The sequence below is a fragment of the Vibrio sp. S11_S32 genome (assembly GCF_014694465.1).
In the GTDB taxonomy this organism is placed as follows: Bacteria; Pseudomonadota; Gammaproteobacteria; order Enterobacterales; family Vibrionaceae; genus Vibrio; species Vibrio algicola.
Map to the genome: position 1 here is coordinate 131202 of NZ_JAAUWS010000001.1, position 16724 is coordinate 147925.

Here is a 16724-nt window from a genome sequence, read left to right on the forward strand (position 1 = left end):
TCTCGCTGTATAAAGTGAATTCTAATTAACACTGATCCGTAATGATGCACTAATGGCAAAAGGCGTTAAGGTTATCGAACCGAGTAACATTGCCCCTAAAATTGCCAATTGCCCAGAGTAAGGAAAGCCGCTACCGGCTGCATCAATTGCCGACGTGGCAAAGATCAAAATAGGAATATACAAAGGCAGCACCAACAAACTCAGCAGCACCCCACCTTTTTGCAATCCAACCGTTAAGCCTACGCCTATTGCGCCAATAAAACTTAAAGTTGGTGTACCAATTAATAAGGTCACCACCACCGCTAACCAAGTATTAAAATCGAGTGACAGCAATACCGCCAGCAATGGACTAATTAAAATAAGTGGCAGACCGGTCAATAACCAATGAGAAATGACTTTGGCCATCACTACTAAAGGCAGAGGGATCGGCAGCAGCATCATTTGCTCGAGTGCTCCATCATGAAAGTCATCTCGGAATAAGCGCTCTAACGATAACAGAGCAGAAAGCAATGCGGCTACCCAAACAATCCCAGCTGCAATACGCGCTAACAAATTAGGCTCAGGACCAATACTTAAAGGGAAGAGTGTGATAACAATAATGAAGAACCACAGCGGATTAAACACATCGGCTTGTCTGCGATATGCAATCAATAGTTCACGGCGGATGATATGACCCATGTTAGCCAGCATTACTCACCTAACTTTATTTTTTTAAGTGAATCAATACCAGTGAACATATCTTGGTGAGTGGTGAACAAGATCATGCCACCTCGCTCAGTATGTTCTAAAAAAAGTGCTTCTATCACTTTAATCCCTTGTTTATCAATGGCCGTGAGCGGCTCATCTAAAATCCATAATGGGTGTTTGCTTAACCATAACCTCGCTAACGCCACCCGACGTTGTTGCCCAGCAGAAAGCTTACCCGACGGAATATCTTCTTTACCTGCCAGCCCGACTTTTGCAAGGGCAAGCCAGATATCTTGTTCTGTAACGCATTCTGAGCCATTCATTTTTTGATAAAATAAAAGATTTTCAAACGCAGTCAGTTCTTTTTTTACCCCAGTTTGATGACCAAGGAAAAGTAAATCTTGATGAAACGCGTCGCGATCTTTATGCGTACTTTTCTGTTGCCAGAGAATTTGTCCGCCATCGCAATCGGCCAACCCCGTCACTATGCGTAATAATGTAGTTTTGCCTGAACCATTACGACCTTCAATTTGCACAAGATCATTTGGCTTAACCGTAAAGCTAACGTCTTGAAACAGTTCCTTGTCACCACGAATAGCGGTTAAACCACACACTTCAAGCATTTGACATCATCTACAGTTAAAGAAAGAGCGTTATATTACCACATAAGCCAAGACTCGAAAGCCCCATAGTACAAAGCTTGCAGGTAATGTTTGGATTATCACAAAAATACAATTAAAACATCATGATTGTGATTAAAAAGAAGACGATTTAATTCAATTTAACTAAAAACCCGCCTTTCTCTTTGGTTATATTAACTAAATGCCAATCAAGCCACATAACCACAAAGAGGTATAGTTTGTGCTATTCGATAGTTTCATGATTTCAGTCAAATTCGTGGTGTAAATACTTGGCGTTAGTTCTCATTTTTATCTGCTGATACTTTAAACATACTGGCGTTGCGTACCGCCTGTAAATCCTCCGGCAAGGTTAACGCATCCTCACTGCGTTTAAGTGACATTTCGGCGTGGGTCTTTGCGGCATTCTTCATTGGTTCATCCCCTAATAGATGCAGCGCCGATAAGGCTTTTTGCAAGTGAATGACCACTTCTAAGCACCCTGCTCCATCGCGCGCAATCGAGGTAAACGCATCATTAAACATATCGCTAATATTGACTTCAGGAACTTGCACTCGGTCGTAACAAGGTTGCTGTTGATCTTTTTGCTGAACCGGCTCAGACCAAATAGCAAACACTCGCACCAAACTGCCAATCACTTTAATAGCCGAACCTGGGTCGTTCACCGCAGGCGACAGCGCTTTACTGGCAATTTCCGATAACACAATCAAACCGAATTTTGGGTCATCATCGAATATTCTATCAACGCCAATTTGAAACGCTGCAATCACCCCTTTGTAATCAAACTCTTCATCTTTATCCTCCACTAGCACTCGAGCTAACACGGTTCCCGGTGCGACAAAATCCCCCGGCATTGATACCAAGACAATATCCAGATCATTTTTTTCTGCCCAGTGATGCAAGCGGCTAATATCCACATGTTGAATATAACCAACCTCTGTTGCCACTACTGTTTCACCTTGCCGGGTATCAACACATGGCGCACCTGATAAATTAGGGCAATTTCGCTGACGAACAAGCGATTCCATCACTACTTTTTCGACTCGGTCGACGGTATTTCCGACTCGACCCAACCTTGCTAATCGGTCTACCCAGCGAATAAACGTCAACACCACCAAGGCAAATACAAATATGGTTAAAACAAATAATACTAACAGACCGGGCGCATCGAAAAACTCATTTTTCACCGCCGTTAATGCCACAATGCTAAAAATAAATGAGCCAATAAAACGCGACAATGCATTCTTAGACACATCATCCGACACCACCAAAGTAAATACTCTTGGGGTCGCCGAAGTACTGGCTGACGCATAAGCCGACAGCATAGAACCGACTGAAAAAGTTGCGATCACTAACATGCTCGAAGACATAATTTCCAATAATGCCACTAACGAATCAAGGCTAAGTGGCAGCACAAAAAAAACAATATCGAGATGATCCGCAATCTTTGCCACAAACACCGCTAACACAGAACAGATACACATCCACAGCGGTTTAACCCAAAGCTTATCTTTGAAGCGATTTATCACAAACCTAAGATGATCACGAGATAAACGAGATGCCATCAACATACTCCGTCAAAAAATAAAATAGATTAATAATTAAAGGTTTAAGTTAACTAGAACGCAACAAATGAATAACGGTTATTCGATCTGAGTACTCTTTACGCTGCTTTTTTGCCCAGATAACAAGATCCCCTCACTAAGAAGGCGAATAATCACGGATTGAGACTTGGCATCAGCGGCGAAAATCCGTATTATTCTTGCCACAAAAGATAGCGTCCCCTTAGTTCAGCTGGATAGAACAAGGACCTCCTAAGTCTTAGACACAGGTTCGAATCCTGTAGGGGACACCATTCTTCATCTTCTAAATGTCAAAAGGCCAAGTGATCACTCACTTGGCCTTTTGGTTTTTACTTGCTAATGGTGATAATAACCCCACCATTATTTGAATGTCATAGCGACTAAATCGTTAAGCCTTTCTTGGTGTACAACACTGAATCTACTCGTCGATAGGCTTGATCAAAACTCTCACTATTTTCAAGCATGGTATAAGCGGCACTGATCGATACTTCAATACCAATATCTTTGGTTGAGGTTTCGAGCACATGCCGCTCTAGTCGTTCGGTCATCTGTTGAGCGAGTGTGGCCGATGAGTCAGGCATCACTAATAAGAATTCATCGCCGCCCATACGAATTGAAAAGTCATTTTCGCCAGAACACAACAACATGCTTTTAGCGATATGTAAAATGGCTTGATCGCCCACTAAATGGCCATAATTATCATTAATTTGCTTAAACTTATTGGCATCAATCGAAATTAACGCAATTTGTTTTTCTTTTATGCGGGAATGACTGATCACTTCCATCATCTGATTATCCAATACACGGCGATTAAATAATCCGGTCATAGGGTCAATGCTGATCTCTTTGCGCAAATGATCTTTTTCTTTGCGTTGTCGATGCATTGAGTCGGCATAAAAGACTTGCTCATGAATTGCCTGAAATTGTGTAAAAAGACTTGTCGTATTTTATGTAAAAAATCAACACAACAATCTGAAAAATGGTTGCGAATTTTAGCATTTTTCCGTAAAAAACCCAAAATTAACAAGATAAATACACACTTTATTTATCGTATTTGCAATATAAAAACTCGATCGCCAAAAATATTTTCTAAAAACTAAAAAGAGCCTAACATTTTCATGACAAGCTCTTTAAGATCAGACTGTTTTTCCTAAAATCTCTCTACGCTATGATTTTATTCTGCCATTTGGTTTTCATTTTCTTCACCAATAAATCCACCGGTTTGGTGCGCCCACAATTGTGCATAAACCCCACCTTGTGCGATCAATTCTTGATGCGAACCTTGCTCTAAGATTTGGCCTTGATCAAGCACAATTAAGCGGTCCATTGCGGCAATGGTGGATAAACGGTGTGCTATTGCAATCACGGTTTTCCCTTCCATTAATTCATACAAACTTTCTTGAATTGCCGCTTCGACTTCAGAATCCAGCGCCGAGGTTGCTTCATCCATAATAAGGATTGGCGCATCTTTTAATAACACTCGAGAAATCGCAATCCGTTGGCGCTGTCCGCCTGAAAGTTTCACGCCTCGCTCCCCCACTTGCGCGTCGTATCCCACATTACCAAAGGTATCGGTTAGGGTGTCGATAAACTCATGCGCATGGGCTTGCTTGGTCGCGGCAAGAAGTTCTTCTTCGCTGGCATCTGGGCGACCATACATAATGTTATCGCGAATGCTGCGATGCAGTAATGAGGTATCTTGAGTGATCATGCCTATATTGCCGCGCAAAGAATCTTGTTTTACTTTAGCAATATCTTGTCCATCAATACGGATGGTGCCACTTTCTAAATCGTAAAAGCGCAATAACAAGTTAACTAAGGTCGATTTACCCGCGCCCGAGCGCCCAACTAAACCGACCTTTTCACCCGGTTTAATATTGAAATGTAAGTCATTAATAATCGATTTATTTTCTTCACCATAATGGAAATTAACATGGTCAAATTCAATCCCACCTTGTTTAACTTCAAGTGTCGGCGCGCTATCCACATCTTCGGTGGTAACCGGTTTAGACAGGGTATTCATGCCATCGACCACTGTACCGATATTTTCAAACATTGAGCTAATTTCCCACATGATCCACTTCGACATGCCTTGAATACGCAACGCCAAACTGACCGCAATCGCAATCGCGCCAACTGTGATCATGCTGTTCATCCATAAACCGATAGACAAGGCAGCAATGGCAAACAACAGTAAATAGTTCAGCATATCAATGCTAAATAAGAACACCGTGGCCAAACGCATTTGAGCATAAACCGTTTTTAAGAACGACTGCATTCCTTTTTCTGCATATTCGGTTTCACGGTTAGTATGAGAGAACAATTTTACTGTCGCGATATTGGTGTAACTGTCAACAATACGACCAGTCATTAATGAACGAGCATCGGCTTGTGCGGTGGCAATACGCTTCATCTTAGGCACAAAGTAAACTTGAGTTAATACATAGGCGACTAACCACACTAATACCGGGATCATCAGCCAAAGATCCGCTTTACCAATCAGCACAATCATCGATGCAAAATACACTGACACATACACCACCATATCGGCAAACTTCATTACTGTTTCGCGGATAGCGAGCGAAGTTTGCATCACTTTAGTCGCAATGCGACCGGCAAAGTCATCTTGATAAAAAGTAATGCTTTGATTGAGTAAATAACGGTGTGCCAGCCAACGAATCGACATAGGAAAATTGCCGAGTAAAGTTTGGTGCATGATCATTGAATGGAAGAAAGACAGCACTGGCACCACGATAAGGATCACCACGCCCATGCCCATAATGCGCGTCCCCTCTGCTGCCCATAGTGTTTCTGGCGTGTGAGTAGAAAGCATATCAACCAAAGCGCCCATAAACCCCATCAAAGACACTTCAACTACAGCGATACATGCACTGAGCACCGACATAATAATAATCGGCCATAAAAAATCACGGCTGTAATGCTTACAAAATGCAAATAAGGTATTGGGGGGTGTTTCTATTTTATCTTTGGGAAAGGCTGAGGTCAGTCCTTCAAAAAACTTGAACATAAAAAGGGTTCCATTGAAAAGGTACGGTCAGAAAAACACATCATTGAACTGCTTACCATGATAAAGCCAAACGTCATATTTTCCCACTGGTTTGATTTTGATCATGGCACTTATGCTTTTATTGATAATTTCACCAATTAACACTAGATAAACACATCATAACCGATTACCATTGCGAACGATAATGATTCGCATAAAGAATCTCACTTGTATTGAATGGATATCAACCATGTTGTTTAGTTTGTCCCCTTTATCCAAAGCGCTCTCCTTGCGCTTTAACCCCGTTATTGGACTGTCTTTGGCTCTTTTTGCTGTGCCCACTTTTGCTCAAGACGATCCTACCACGGCTGTGAATGACAGCGCTGATTCGGTTGAAACGATTACTGTTTCCGCCTCGGCGCTAAAAGTTGCCACCCCGCTAGCTCAAACCCCGCGTAGCGTTTCAGTGATCAACCAAGATCAATTATCGATACAGCAACCGACCAAATTAGATGAAGCTCTGCGCTACCAACCGGGTGTGATGACACAACCTTACGGCTCCGATAACAATACCGATTGGTTTAAGATCCGTGGTTTTGATGCCGCCACCTACCTTGATGGTAATCGATTATTTAATACCGGTTATTATGGTTGGAATTTAGAACCATTTGGTTTAGAGCAAATTGAAGTACTTAAAGGCCCAGCCTCATTATTGTATGGTGAAGCGCCTCCGGGTGGTGTGGTTAATGCAGTCAGTAAACGCCCTGGTTATGTTGAGGGAGGTGAGTTTGAAGTCAAAGGGGGCAGTCGAAATCTACAACAAATTGGTATCGATACCACCAGTTTTGTGGACGATGACGGCGATGTGCGTTTTCGTTTAGTGGCAATGATGAGCAGTCAAGATGGCGTGTTAGACGGCACTTACAATGATCGTACCTATATTGCCCCAAGCCTTGCCATCGATATTAGCCCCGATACCAGCCTGACTTTTTTAGCCTCATGGCAGCAAGATGATGGTGTTCCTACCTCAGGGTTTTTACCCGCTTACGGCACCTTATTCGACACACCGCAAGGGAAAATCGACCCAAGTACTAACTTAGGCGAGCCCGATTACGATAAGAATAAAAGCAATCAATATTCAATTGGCTATGAATTCGAGCACCATTTTAACGACACTTGGCAGTTCAAACAAAATACCCGTTACGCCTATACCGACTTATTGCTACGCAGTACTTATGCTTTTGGCAGTGAAACCAGCGCCGATTTAAACCGTGGTATTGTTTACCGTGACGGTTCCACCCAAATGCTTAGCATGGATAACCAATTTATTGCCAATTGGGATATGGGTAACACTGCCAACACCAGCTTACTCGGGGTGGATGTTCAGCAGTTTAAAAACGACAGCATGCAAGCCGATGATTGGGGTAATGCTAATGGTGGTACCACCTCTGGTATTAATGCGTTTAACCCAGTACATGGCAATATTATCGCCATTGACGATCGCGCCACGCCGGTTAACATCAAAAAAGAACAAATGGGTATTTACGCCCAGCAACAAGTCACCTTCAACGATAAGTTCATCGCTAAATTTGGTGGTCGTTACGATATCGTGCGTCTGCAAAATGACACTGCCGCCACCAGCACCCACGAAGATATCCACAATGACAATTTATCATTAAGCGGTGGCTTGATGTATCTCAGTGATATTGGTTTATCACCTTATGTGAGTTATTCAGAATCGTTTGAAGTGATTGCCTCGCTCGATGCCAGTACCGGCAAAGCTTATAAACCACTTGAAGGTCAACAAACCGAAGCCGGCTTTAAATATCAACCTGATTTCATCAATGGTTATGTCAATGTCGCTTGGTTTAACGTCAATCAAAAAAATGGTTTAGTGTACGACCCAACCACCGCTCAACAAACTCAAACCCAAGAACTCACTTCACAAGGGATTGAAATTGAGACCGTCGCTCAAGTCACCCAAGCCTTGTTAGCACGCGCCAATTACACCTATACCGACGCTCAATCGGATGACGGCTTAGGCAATAAGCAACGTACCGCTTTGATCCCACAAAATATGGCATCGGTATGGCTTGAATATGATTTCAGCCACCTTGGTTTCGATAGCTTAAATGGATTAGTACTAGGCGCAGGTTCTCGTTATATGGGCTCGTCGGTGGGACACACGTCAGATGGTGCGGGGATCTTGCATGTGCCGAGCGTGACATTGTTCGATGCTATGGCTCGATACGACATCACAAAAAAATGGCGCGCTCAAATTAACGTCAACAACTTAACCAATAAAGAGTATGTCTCCAGTTGTGATTATTACTGTTACTACGGTGAAGAAATGTCGGCTACAGCGACCCTCAATTACCGTTGGTGATCGTGTCATCAACACAAGAAACACTAACAGCCCCTAAACACTGAGGTTCGGGATCTTTATTTTAGAAAAAGAAGAATCGCCATTATGTTGCAACTAAACCAAGTCCGTGTTCATCGTGATAACCGCGATATTTTATCCATTGATGAACTCACTATTCCAACCGATGGCTTTACAGTGGTACTCGGCCATAACGGCAGTGGTAAATCGACCTTAGTTAATTTGCTCTCCGGTCAAACTCAGCCTGATTGTGGCAGTGTGCGACTTAACCAAACTGAAATCGGTCAACTTTCACAAAAACAACTGGCGCGCGAAATTGCCTTTTTGCCGCAAAAACTGCCCGATGTAGCCGGTTTAACAGTACAAGAATTAGTCAAGCTTGGACGCTTTGCTTGGCGTGGGGTTTTTGGTCGCTGGCAAGATAACGACCAACACATTATCCAACAAGCAATGGACAAAACTGGCGTGGCGCACTATGCCGATAATCTGGCGGATAAACTGTCGGGTGGCGAAAGACAACGCGCTTGGGTGGCGATGTTATTAGCGCAACAATCCCCGCTCTTAATTTTAGATGAGCCGACGTCTGCTCTCGATATTCATCATCAATATCATTTAATGGATCTGCTACAAACGCTCAATCAACAAACCGGTTGTGGCATTGTCGTTATTTTGCATGATTTGAATCTGGCACTGCGTTACGCCACTCATATCGTCGCGCTCAAGCAAGGCAAGATTGAATTTAATGGTGAGATATCATTGTTACTCGATGAAAAAAGATTGAGCGCACTCTATCAAACCGATATTCAACTACTGGATCACCCCAAGCAAACCGAGCAAAAAATTGCGGTGGTCATGTAAGACTAATTCCATTGAGTAATTGAATATGCCGAGAATACGCTGCCCCGTCCTTGGTCGCTTTTCTCGGTACTCAATTTTGCTCGATCATTACATTTATGCAATTGGTATAAGCCAAAGCCAATTTCGTCATCCCGCACATGAGCATAAGCGAAGAAGATGCGGGATCTCGCTTTCACTGTCATGGATTACTTTCAGTGAAGCTATTGTTAATTTTTATAAGTTACAAGGTATTAATAAGCTATGAACACCATTATTCGTCGTATTGGATTGCTCTTGACGGTGCTATTCACTTTCTCCACCCAAGCTGCCATTAGCGTCACCGATAGCCTTGGAGAGCATCAATTACCTGCCACGCCAAAACGTATTGTGGCGTTAAATTGGGATCTGGCGGAACAGTTGCTCGAGTTAGACGTCACGCCTGTCGGGGTTGCTAATATTAAGGATTACACCACTTGGGTCGTCAAACCGGCTATTCCAGCTTCTGTGCAAGATATTGGTACTCGCGCCGAGCCGAATATGGAAAAACTGGCCGCATTAAAGCCAGATGTTATTTTAGTCGCCGAGCCGCAAAAAGATCTGATCCCACGTCTGAAAACCATCGCGCCAGTACTTTACTATCAAACCTACAACGCACAACAAGACAGCGCTAAAGCGGCGATAGCTAACTTTAAACATATTGCCCAGATGGTCGATAAAAACGATCTGGCCGAGCAAAAATTACAAACCATGCAACAGCGCTTTTTAGAGTTAAAACAACAACTCAACAAAGCCTTTAATGGCAAGATGCCCAGTGTGGCAGCAATTCGTTTTGCCAATCAAACTTCGATTTATCTATACACCAAAAACTCCACCACCGACTATGTACTCAAGCAGTTAGGCTTAACCACTGCCCTACCACAACCGGCCAAAGAATGGGGCATAGTGCAAAAACGTCTTACTGATTTACAACATGTTAAAGACGGGTACGTGATTTATTTTGGTCCATTTAGCGCCACTCAAAACGCTCAACTCAATAAATCTATGTTATGGCAAGCCATGCCCTTTGTACGCAACGGACAGGTTAATCAGGCGGATGCGGTCTGGAATTATGGCGGCGCAATGTCGATGCAATATATTGCGGAGTCCATCTGCAAAAGTTTGCTAGAAATCCAAGCTCAAACATAATTTTTATATAGAGCCACTAATCATTTACAAATAATCAATAACCAAAATCATTAAGAATCTATTTTTATGCGCCCACTCCGCCCTGTCACCGTCATCGCTGTTGTTATTGCTTTTATTGCGATTGCTTTTACCAACCTACAAATCGGTCACTCATTACCTCTGAGCCAACAGTGGCAATTAATTATAGGTTCCAAAGCATCTGAGTTAGCCGATTTCGATTTTGCTCATATGCAGTTTGTTTATGCGCAACTTCCACGCTTAGTAATGGCGATCATCGTGGGAGCAATGTTGGGTTTAGTCGGCAGTTTAATGCAGCAATTGACCCAAAACTCACTCACCTCACCCTTAACATTAGGCACATCTTCTGGCGCTTGGTTGGCATTAATCATCATTAATGTATTCTTTCCATCACTCGCCGCGGACTTTACCGCGCTGGCTGCGATGGTGGGTGCAATGTTTGCTATGGGACTTGTGATCACCATAGCTGGCCCTAAAAACATTACCGGTTTACCGCTTATTTTATCCGGTATGGTGGTCAATATTTTATTTGGCGCGATTGCCACCGCGATTATTTTACTCAACGATCAATACGCACAAAATGTGTTTATTTGGGGGGCGGGAAATTTAGCTCAAAATGGCTGGGATAAGGTCTTTTGGTTGTTGCCTCGCATTTCAGTCGCAGCATTATTATTGATTTTTGCGCCACCAATTTTAACCTTAATGCGCTTAGGGCACCAAGGCGCTGAGGCTCGTGGCTTAAATGTTATCCCATTTTTCATACTACTGATTGTGTTGGGTTTATGGGTTGTATCGGCCTCGATCACAGCTGTTGGCGTGATCAGTTTTATTGGATTATTGGCCCCTAATATTGCTCGTGCTCTGGGGGCAAGAACTGCCAAGGCAGAATTATATACCAGTATGTTGGTCGGCAGCATGGCGCTCATGTTGACCGATATTTTAGCCTTATCACTTAGCCAATTAACCCTTGAGATGATCCCAAGTGGCACGACGGCTGCTGCGATTGGCGCACCTGCATTAGTATGGTTTAGCCGCCGCGCGTTAAAAGCTCAAGATCAAATCTCCATAAAGTTACCACCAAGCAAAGCGCAGTTATCGGCTTGGGTGATCCCGTTATTTATCGCTTTGACTGTAATAATGCTAATCATTTCCGCAACCGTCAGCATCAGTGACCACGGTTTGTCTTTTGCCATTCCAGATGCTTTTAGTTGGGATCTTCGCTGGCCTCGCTTTGTAACGGCTCTTGCGGCAGGCGTTGCGCTTGCCGCCGCCGGAACAGTATTACAACGTCTGATTTATAACCCATTGGCAAGCCCTGATATCTTAGGCATTTCGGCAGGGGCCACCTTTGCGTTAGTGGCTGGCACGGTATTTTTTGGCAGCCATATTTTTGCCTCTGGCTCCATGATTGTCTCTGGATCCATTCTTGCCTTTGGCGGCAGCATGGCGGTCTTGGCGGTGCTGTTATTACTTGGGCGTAAAAACCAATTTGCCCCATCGAGTATGGTGTTGATCGGCATTGCGATCACCGCCTTAATTGAGTCTTTGGTACAATTTTCTTTAGCCAAAGGAACACAAGACAGTTACACCATTATTAGTTGGTTGGCAGGTTCGACCTATCGAGTCACCAGTACTGGCGCGACCACCCTTGCGCTGAGTGTGGCAATAATTTTTATTGGATTGGTATGTGTATCGCGCTGGCTAACCTTAATTTCCGCAGGGCGACAATTTGCCGCCGCGCGAGGTTTAAATGTGCAAGCCACCAGCGTGATTTTATTGTGCAGTGTTGCTTTGTTGTGCGCCTTAGTGACCACCACCATGGGGCCGGTAGCCTTTGTTGGATTACTCGCGCCGCACATGGCGGTAATACTCGGCGCAAAACAAGCGCGGGCACAATTGTTGGTGGCAGGATTGGCAGGAGGCCTATTAATGCTCGTGTCTGATTGGATCGGCCAAACCATTTTATTCCCAATGCAAATCGCCGCAGGAACCGTAGTATCGATTGTGGGCGGCAGTTATTTCTTACTGTTGCTTATTCGCGGGCAGAAGAGCTAATTACGACCAAACAATTTGCAACAAAGCAATTTGAAATAAAGCAATTTACCACAAAGCAATCACTTCAAATACGATTGGGAAAGCGTTGGTTATTTACCCCATACCAACAAAAAATTATTGGCTGGCATTGGGTGCATGTGGATTAACTCCATGCCGCTCGCCCATTGTTTTAACTGTTCAATATCACGAATACCACCCAAGCCTCGGCTCTTTAAATTTGCATCAAATTCTCGATTGCTGTCAGTGGTAAACTCACCGTTAACCGTCATCGGTCCATACTGACAAAACACCCCACCAGCCGGTAAATTGGCCGCCACCAATTCCATCATTTGTTGCGCTTCTTGTGGTTGCATAATATGAGTGGTATTAGCGGTAAATACGGCGTCTACCGCCACATTTGGAAATGGGTCTTGACCTAGGGTAAATGCTACTGGTGAGACAACATTGTCCAATTCCGACTCACCCAGCCACGCGTCAATATTGGCATGATTTTCAGTCATATCACTGGTATGCCAAATAAGATGAGGTAATTGTTTAGCAAAAAAGACCGCATGCTGCCCCGTACCAGAACCTATCTCTAGTACATGTTTTACGTCTTTAAAATGCTGAAAAAGATGCTCTAAAATGGGCTTCTGATTTTTTTCACAATATGGAGAGGTTCGTTTCGTCATAAGTTATTTCTCACAGTGCCTAAACGACAAGAGTATCATTGACACCTATGACAATGAAGGCGAATAAAATGCAGAAAATAAATGAAATCCAAGCGGAATGGCATCAATTTCGCTGCAAATAATACGTTTTATTATATTTTTATACACGATATCTAACTAAAAACCACTTGTGCCCAACGCGCTAAACCTGCAGTCACCGAGCCAAAATAATTACCACTGACAATTGGAATATTCGGCAATTGTGCTTCGAGTGCCTGACGTAAGAAAGGTGAACGAGCACTGCCGCCCGTCATAAAGATCACATCCGGCTGTTTAGTCGCTTGCTTCATCACTTCGGTCACCAACTCCATCATTTTTAACGTTGGCGTTTGCACCGCCGCAACCATTTCATCGTGGTGAATATCAACCTCCAGTATTTCTTTGGCAACCGGAATAATCAGAGAATGCGTGTCACTCTCCGATAACCCTATTTTGGCTTCTTCGGCTTTACGCACGATTTGATAACCTAAAGTATGTTGATAGGTGGCTAATAAACGTGCCAGTTTTTCTGGGTTCTGCGCTTCTTTTTGAAGTAACTTTAGCGCTTTAAAGTTACTGGCTTGGTAGAAGTCTTTTTGCGCCACCACATTGTTAATCGCGATAGGATTCCAAAATTGAGTGATCGGCATTTCAATATCACTGTTTTTGGCCGAGCTGAGTGACCGTGAGCCATTTATTTTAGAGCCCCCTATTTTAGAACCTAGGCCAAACAAAGGCATAAGCTGTTTAAATGCGAGATAAATATCAAGATCATTACCGCCGACACGTTGCCCACTGTGGCCTAATAAACTGCTGCTGCGATCAGACATGGTAGAAAAACTTGGCCCCATTTCAATTAATGAACAATCGGTGGTACCGCCGCCAATATCGACCACTAAAACGGTTTTATTTTCGCTGAGTGTGCTTTCATATTCCAACCCTGCCGCCACGGGTTCAAATTGAAATTCAATCTGTTTAAAACCCGCACGAGTCGCAGCATGGCGTAAAATACCTTCCGCTTGACGGTTCGCCTCTTCCCCACCACGACCATGAAAGTTGATCGGACGGCCTATCACCGCTTGTTCAATGTCTTGTTGAGTGGTGTGTTCGGCCTTGGTTTTAATGTTTTTCATCATGGCGCAAACCAGATCTTCAAAAAAACTCAATTGCATCGGTTGCAACCCATTTGCGCCTAAAAACGATTTAGGTGATTTGACGTAATAAACTTCTTGCGGATCGTCTAGGTAGGTATCTAACGCTTGCTGACCAAACTGCATATCACCGAGTTGCAGTTGAATGTCTTCTTCGCGGTTTAGATTGATCGCGCGGCGTAGGGCTTGTTCACCTTGCGCATCTTTAGGTTGTACTTGCATAAAGCGATACAGATATTCACTGACCGACTCACGCGTCGGCGCGCATAATGTGGACGGAATATAATGATTATTTGCTTCTAAAGGCAGTAGCGTTGGGGTATCACTCTCCATCATTGCAACGGAGCAGTTCGCCGTACCGTAATCAAAACCAATAAACATCAAAAGCCTCACTCGCCAAATATCAAAAAGGCTGGCGATAGTACCCTATTTAAGTTTTGTTGTTTTGCTTTTCTTGGGCAGTTTTCACATAAATGTCGGCCTTCACAGGGATAGACAATGCAACATATCACGCGGATATAATGTCATTTTTTAATTGGTCAGATCATAGTTCAAACGCTCTATTACCGCACTTCACCACGTTTTGTCCAAATCTTTTGCATACAACTCAATCGCAACTTGGTATTTTTTGATGGCATCGCTATTGGTTGTTGAAATTAAGAGATCGAGTAACAATGATGTCGCCTCTTTGTGCTGCCCTGTGTTATACAAACACATAGCATAAAAAGGTTTCACTTCGATTGAATCTGGATACTCATCCAAAGTTTGCTCAAAGTAACTCAGAGCTTCGTCATACACACCAAGACTTCGATAAGTACTCGCCAAACCAAATAACGCATCAAAACGTTCTGTAGGAGAAAGAGCTCCGGACAAGGATGCTAAATAATGATCTATTGCCTCCTGCTCTTTACCTTCATTATCATAAGACCAAGCTATTTGTAAGTGAGCTTTAGCTGCATAATTATCATTCGTCAGTAAATTTTCCAGTAAAAATCGAGATGATTGATAATGACCTTGTTTACGTAACTCAATAGCTTTTTTGATTACGGTTTCCATAGGTACCTCTAAAATTTAGAACGCTTTATTAAGCGGCAATAAAATAGCCAATCGTACACCAACCCAGCAAAGACCAAAAAAATCAAACACTTACAACGTGACATGTAAGATGTAAACTGTATCGCTATCCACTTTAAAAAACTCGTTTGAAATCCCAGAACTACTGCAGTTTATTTTCCAAATAGACAATCCATGTTTGCGCCGAGGCTGAAGGCTGCTTTTCATTCAAACGTTTCGCTTGTGCCAATGCGTCATTATATTTATCTAAGCGATACAATAGTTGAATTTTTGCCAATGCGAACTCATTAAATTTAGCATAAGGCTTGGCTTGGTCGATGACTTTATTGGCTTGTGCGTAGTGCTTTTGTTGGATAAGCAATTGAGTCAGTGGCCAATAATATTGAGCATCACGATGTGCCAAGCTTTGCCAAGCGCTGATCGCTTGCGGCCACTCGCGCGCTATTTGCCAATATTGTGCTTGCCGCTTTTGGTTGTCGATAGTTTTGCTGTCTGGAAATTGAGCAAACATGTCATCTAAAATCCGTGCTGCGCGCTCTGGGATTTTATTTTGCGCGTATAACTGCGCCAAAGTTTTATAATCATTGATGTTAAAAGTGAGTGCTTGCTTACTTATTAGCGACTGCTTGCTGATAATCGATTGCTGTTTCGCTAGAGCGTAAGTTTCTAATGCCGCTTGAGTTCGCTTTTGTTGCAATTGCACCGAGATCTGTTGTTGCCACCAGCCTTTGTTATTGGGCTCAAGTCGGATCAAATCCGCTAAGGTCATCTCTGCGTTTTTCCATTGCTTTAGGCGTAACTCCGCCACTACTTGCATACGCAATGCTTGCAGTGTTTGTTTGGCATCTGGCGCGCGGTAGTAAGCAATATATCGCCTGACTTGTTGCCAGTTTTGCTGTTGGTAATAACTGGCGGCAATACGAAAATAAAGTTGATTAACCTCTTTTGCATGCATTTTTCGTTCATTACCTTTGGCGTCATATTTTACCGCTAAGGTTTTTTGATAGGCTAAAACGGCTGCCGCAAAATTTTGTTGAGAATATAAAATATCGCCAAGCATACGTTGCGTTTGCCATTGCGCTTTAGGTTCTAATGCGTGCAAATTGGTTGATGTGGTTAAGGCTCTAATCGATTGTTTTGGTTGCTCGGCTTGCCAGTAATAAATGCCTAATACTCGATTGACTAATGCTTTATCGTAATCATTGTTAGGGGTAAAACCGTTTAACACTTCAATCGCTTTTAATAAGTGTTCTTCTTGCGCTAACTGACTGGCTTGCACCAATTTTTTGCCTGTATAAGGTGTGACGCTTTTATTGGTCGCTTGACTGACGGCTGCGCTAGAAAAACTCATTAACAAACACCAGAGCGCCAAAGACACACCACGCTTAAAGAGGGTGTTTGAGGTCACAAGAGAGCA

General features: G+C 43.2%; 14 protein-coding genes and 1 tRNA gene. 5 read left to right on the forward strand and 10 right to left on the reverse strand.

Annotated features, from left to right (window positions below; all coding sequences use genetic code 11):
- Positions 1-21 precede the first annotated feature (21 nt).
- The 3 genes from ccmB to HC723_RS00595 all read right to left on the reverse strand — a co-directional run bounded on the left by ccmB (position 22) and on the right by HC723_RS00595 (position 2890).
- On the reverse strand, positions 22-690 hold the full coding sequence (gene ccmB / locus HC723_RS00585) for a heme exporter protein CcmB (protein ID WP_153446598.1): 669 nt from the start codon (positions 688-690) through the stop codon (positions 22-24).
- Positions 690-1310 (reverse strand): cytochrome c biogenesis heme-transporting ATPase CcmA, encoded by a 621-nt coding sequence (gene ccmA, locus HC723_RS00590; protein WP_190337871.1) that lies wholly within the window; start codon positions 1308-1310, stop codon positions 690-692. Before ccmA ends, ccmB begins: the two co-directional genes overlap by 1 nt.
- A 293-nt stretch (positions 1311-1603) precedes the next feature.
- On the reverse strand, positions 1604-2890 hold the full coding sequence (locus tag HC723_RS00595) for a DUF2254 domain-containing protein (RefSeq protein ID WP_153446594.1): 1287 nt from the start codon (positions 2888-2890) through the stop codon (positions 1604-1606).
- 214 nt (positions 2891-3104) lie between these two features.
- On the opposite strand from HC723_RS00595, the gene HC723_RS00600 reads away from it, so the two are divergent.
- Positions 3105-3180 (forward strand) — tRNA-Arg (locus HC723_RS00600).
- Positions 3181-3288: 108 nt separating this feature from the next.
- On the opposite strand, the gene HC723_RS00605 is transcribed toward HC723_RS00600, so the two are convergent.
- Entirely contained in the window at positions 3289-3792 is a 504-nt protein-coding gene (locus HC723_RS00605) for a GGDEF domain-containing protein (protein ID WP_153446592.1), read from the reverse strand.
- A gap of 290 nt (positions 3793-4082) precedes the next feature.
- Positions 4083-5936 (reverse strand): ABC transporter ATP-binding protein, encoded by a 1854-nt coding sequence (locus HC723_RS00610; protein ID WP_190337872.1) that lies wholly within the window; start codon positions 5934-5936, stop codon positions 4083-4085.
- 229 nt (positions 5937-6165) lie between these two features.
- Here HC723_RS00610 and HC723_RS00615 point away from each other — a divergent pair, with 229 nt between their 5' ends.
- Both HC723_RS00615 and HC723_RS00620 read left to right on the forward strand, forming a co-directional pair.
- On the forward strand, positions 6166-8301 hold the full coding sequence (locus tag HC723_RS00615) for a TonB-dependent siderophore receptor (RefSeq protein WP_194704425.1): 2136 nt from the start codon (positions 6166-6168) through the stop codon (positions 8299-8301).
- A gap of 84 nt (positions 8302-8385) precedes the next feature.
- Positions 8386-9156 carry an ABC transporter ATP-binding protein gene (locus HC723_RS00620; RefSeq protein WP_153446591.1) on the forward strand — a complete coding sequence of 257 codons (771 nt, stop codon included), beginning with the start codon at positions 8386-8388 and terminating at the stop codon, positions 9154-9156.
- A gap of 2 nt (positions 9157-9158) precedes the next feature.
- Here HC723_RS00620 and HC723_RS00625 read toward each other — a convergent pair whose 3' ends face one another.
- Positions 9159-9338 carry a hypothetical protein gene (locus HC723_RS00625; protein ID WP_190337873.1) on the reverse strand — a complete coding sequence of 60 codons (180 nt, stop codon included), beginning with the start codon at positions 9336-9338 and terminating at the stop codon, positions 9159-9161.
- Between the two features lie 58 nt (positions 9339-9396).
- On the opposite strand from HC723_RS00625, the gene HC723_RS00630 reads away from it, so the two are divergent.
- Both HC723_RS00630 and fhuB read left to right on the forward strand, forming a co-directional pair.
- A complete protein-coding gene (locus HC723_RS00630; RefSeq protein WP_190337874.1) occupies positions 9397-10320 on the forward strand; it encodes an ABC transporter substrate-binding protein in 924 nt (307 codons plus the stop codon).
- A 66-nt stretch (positions 10321-10386) separates the two neighbouring features.
- Positions 10387-12393: a Fe(3+)-hydroxamate ABC transporter permease FhuB gene (gene fhuB / locus HC723_RS00635; RefSeq protein ID WP_190337875.1), complete on the forward strand. Its 2007-nt coding sequence runs from the start codon at positions 10387-10389 to the stop codon at positions 12391-12393.
- Positions 12394-12482: 89 nt separating this feature from the next.
- Here fhuB and HC723_RS00640 read toward each other — a convergent pair whose 3' ends face one another.
- The 4 genes from HC723_RS00640 to HC723_RS00655 form a co-directional block, all read right to left on the reverse strand.
- The gene (locus HC723_RS00640; RefSeq protein WP_190337876.1) at positions 12483-13064 is read right to left on the reverse strand and encodes a DUF938 domain-containing protein; all 582 of its coding nucleotides are present in this window, start codon (positions 13062-13064) and stop codon (positions 12483-12485) included.
- A gap of 152 nt (positions 13065-13216) precedes the next feature.
- Positions 13217-14614, reverse strand: coding sequence for a molecular chaperone (gene yegD, locus HC723_RS00645; RefSeq protein WP_153446583.1), 1398 nt, complete (start codon positions 14612-14614; stop codon positions 13217-13219).
- 192 nt (positions 14615-14806) lie between these two features.
- On the reverse strand, positions 14807-15289 hold the full coding sequence (locus HC723_RS00650; protein WP_190337877.1) for a tetratricopeptide repeat protein: 483 nt from the start codon (positions 15287-15289) through the stop codon (positions 14807-14809).
- Positions 15290-15449: 160 nt separating this feature from the next.
- The gene (locus HC723_RS00655) at positions 15450-16658 is read right to left on the reverse strand and encodes a tetratricopeptide repeat protein (protein WP_238925378.1); all 1209 of its coding nucleotides are present in this window, start codon (positions 16656-16658) and stop codon (positions 15450-15452) included.
- Between the last annotated feature and the right edge of the window lie 66 nt (positions 16659-16724).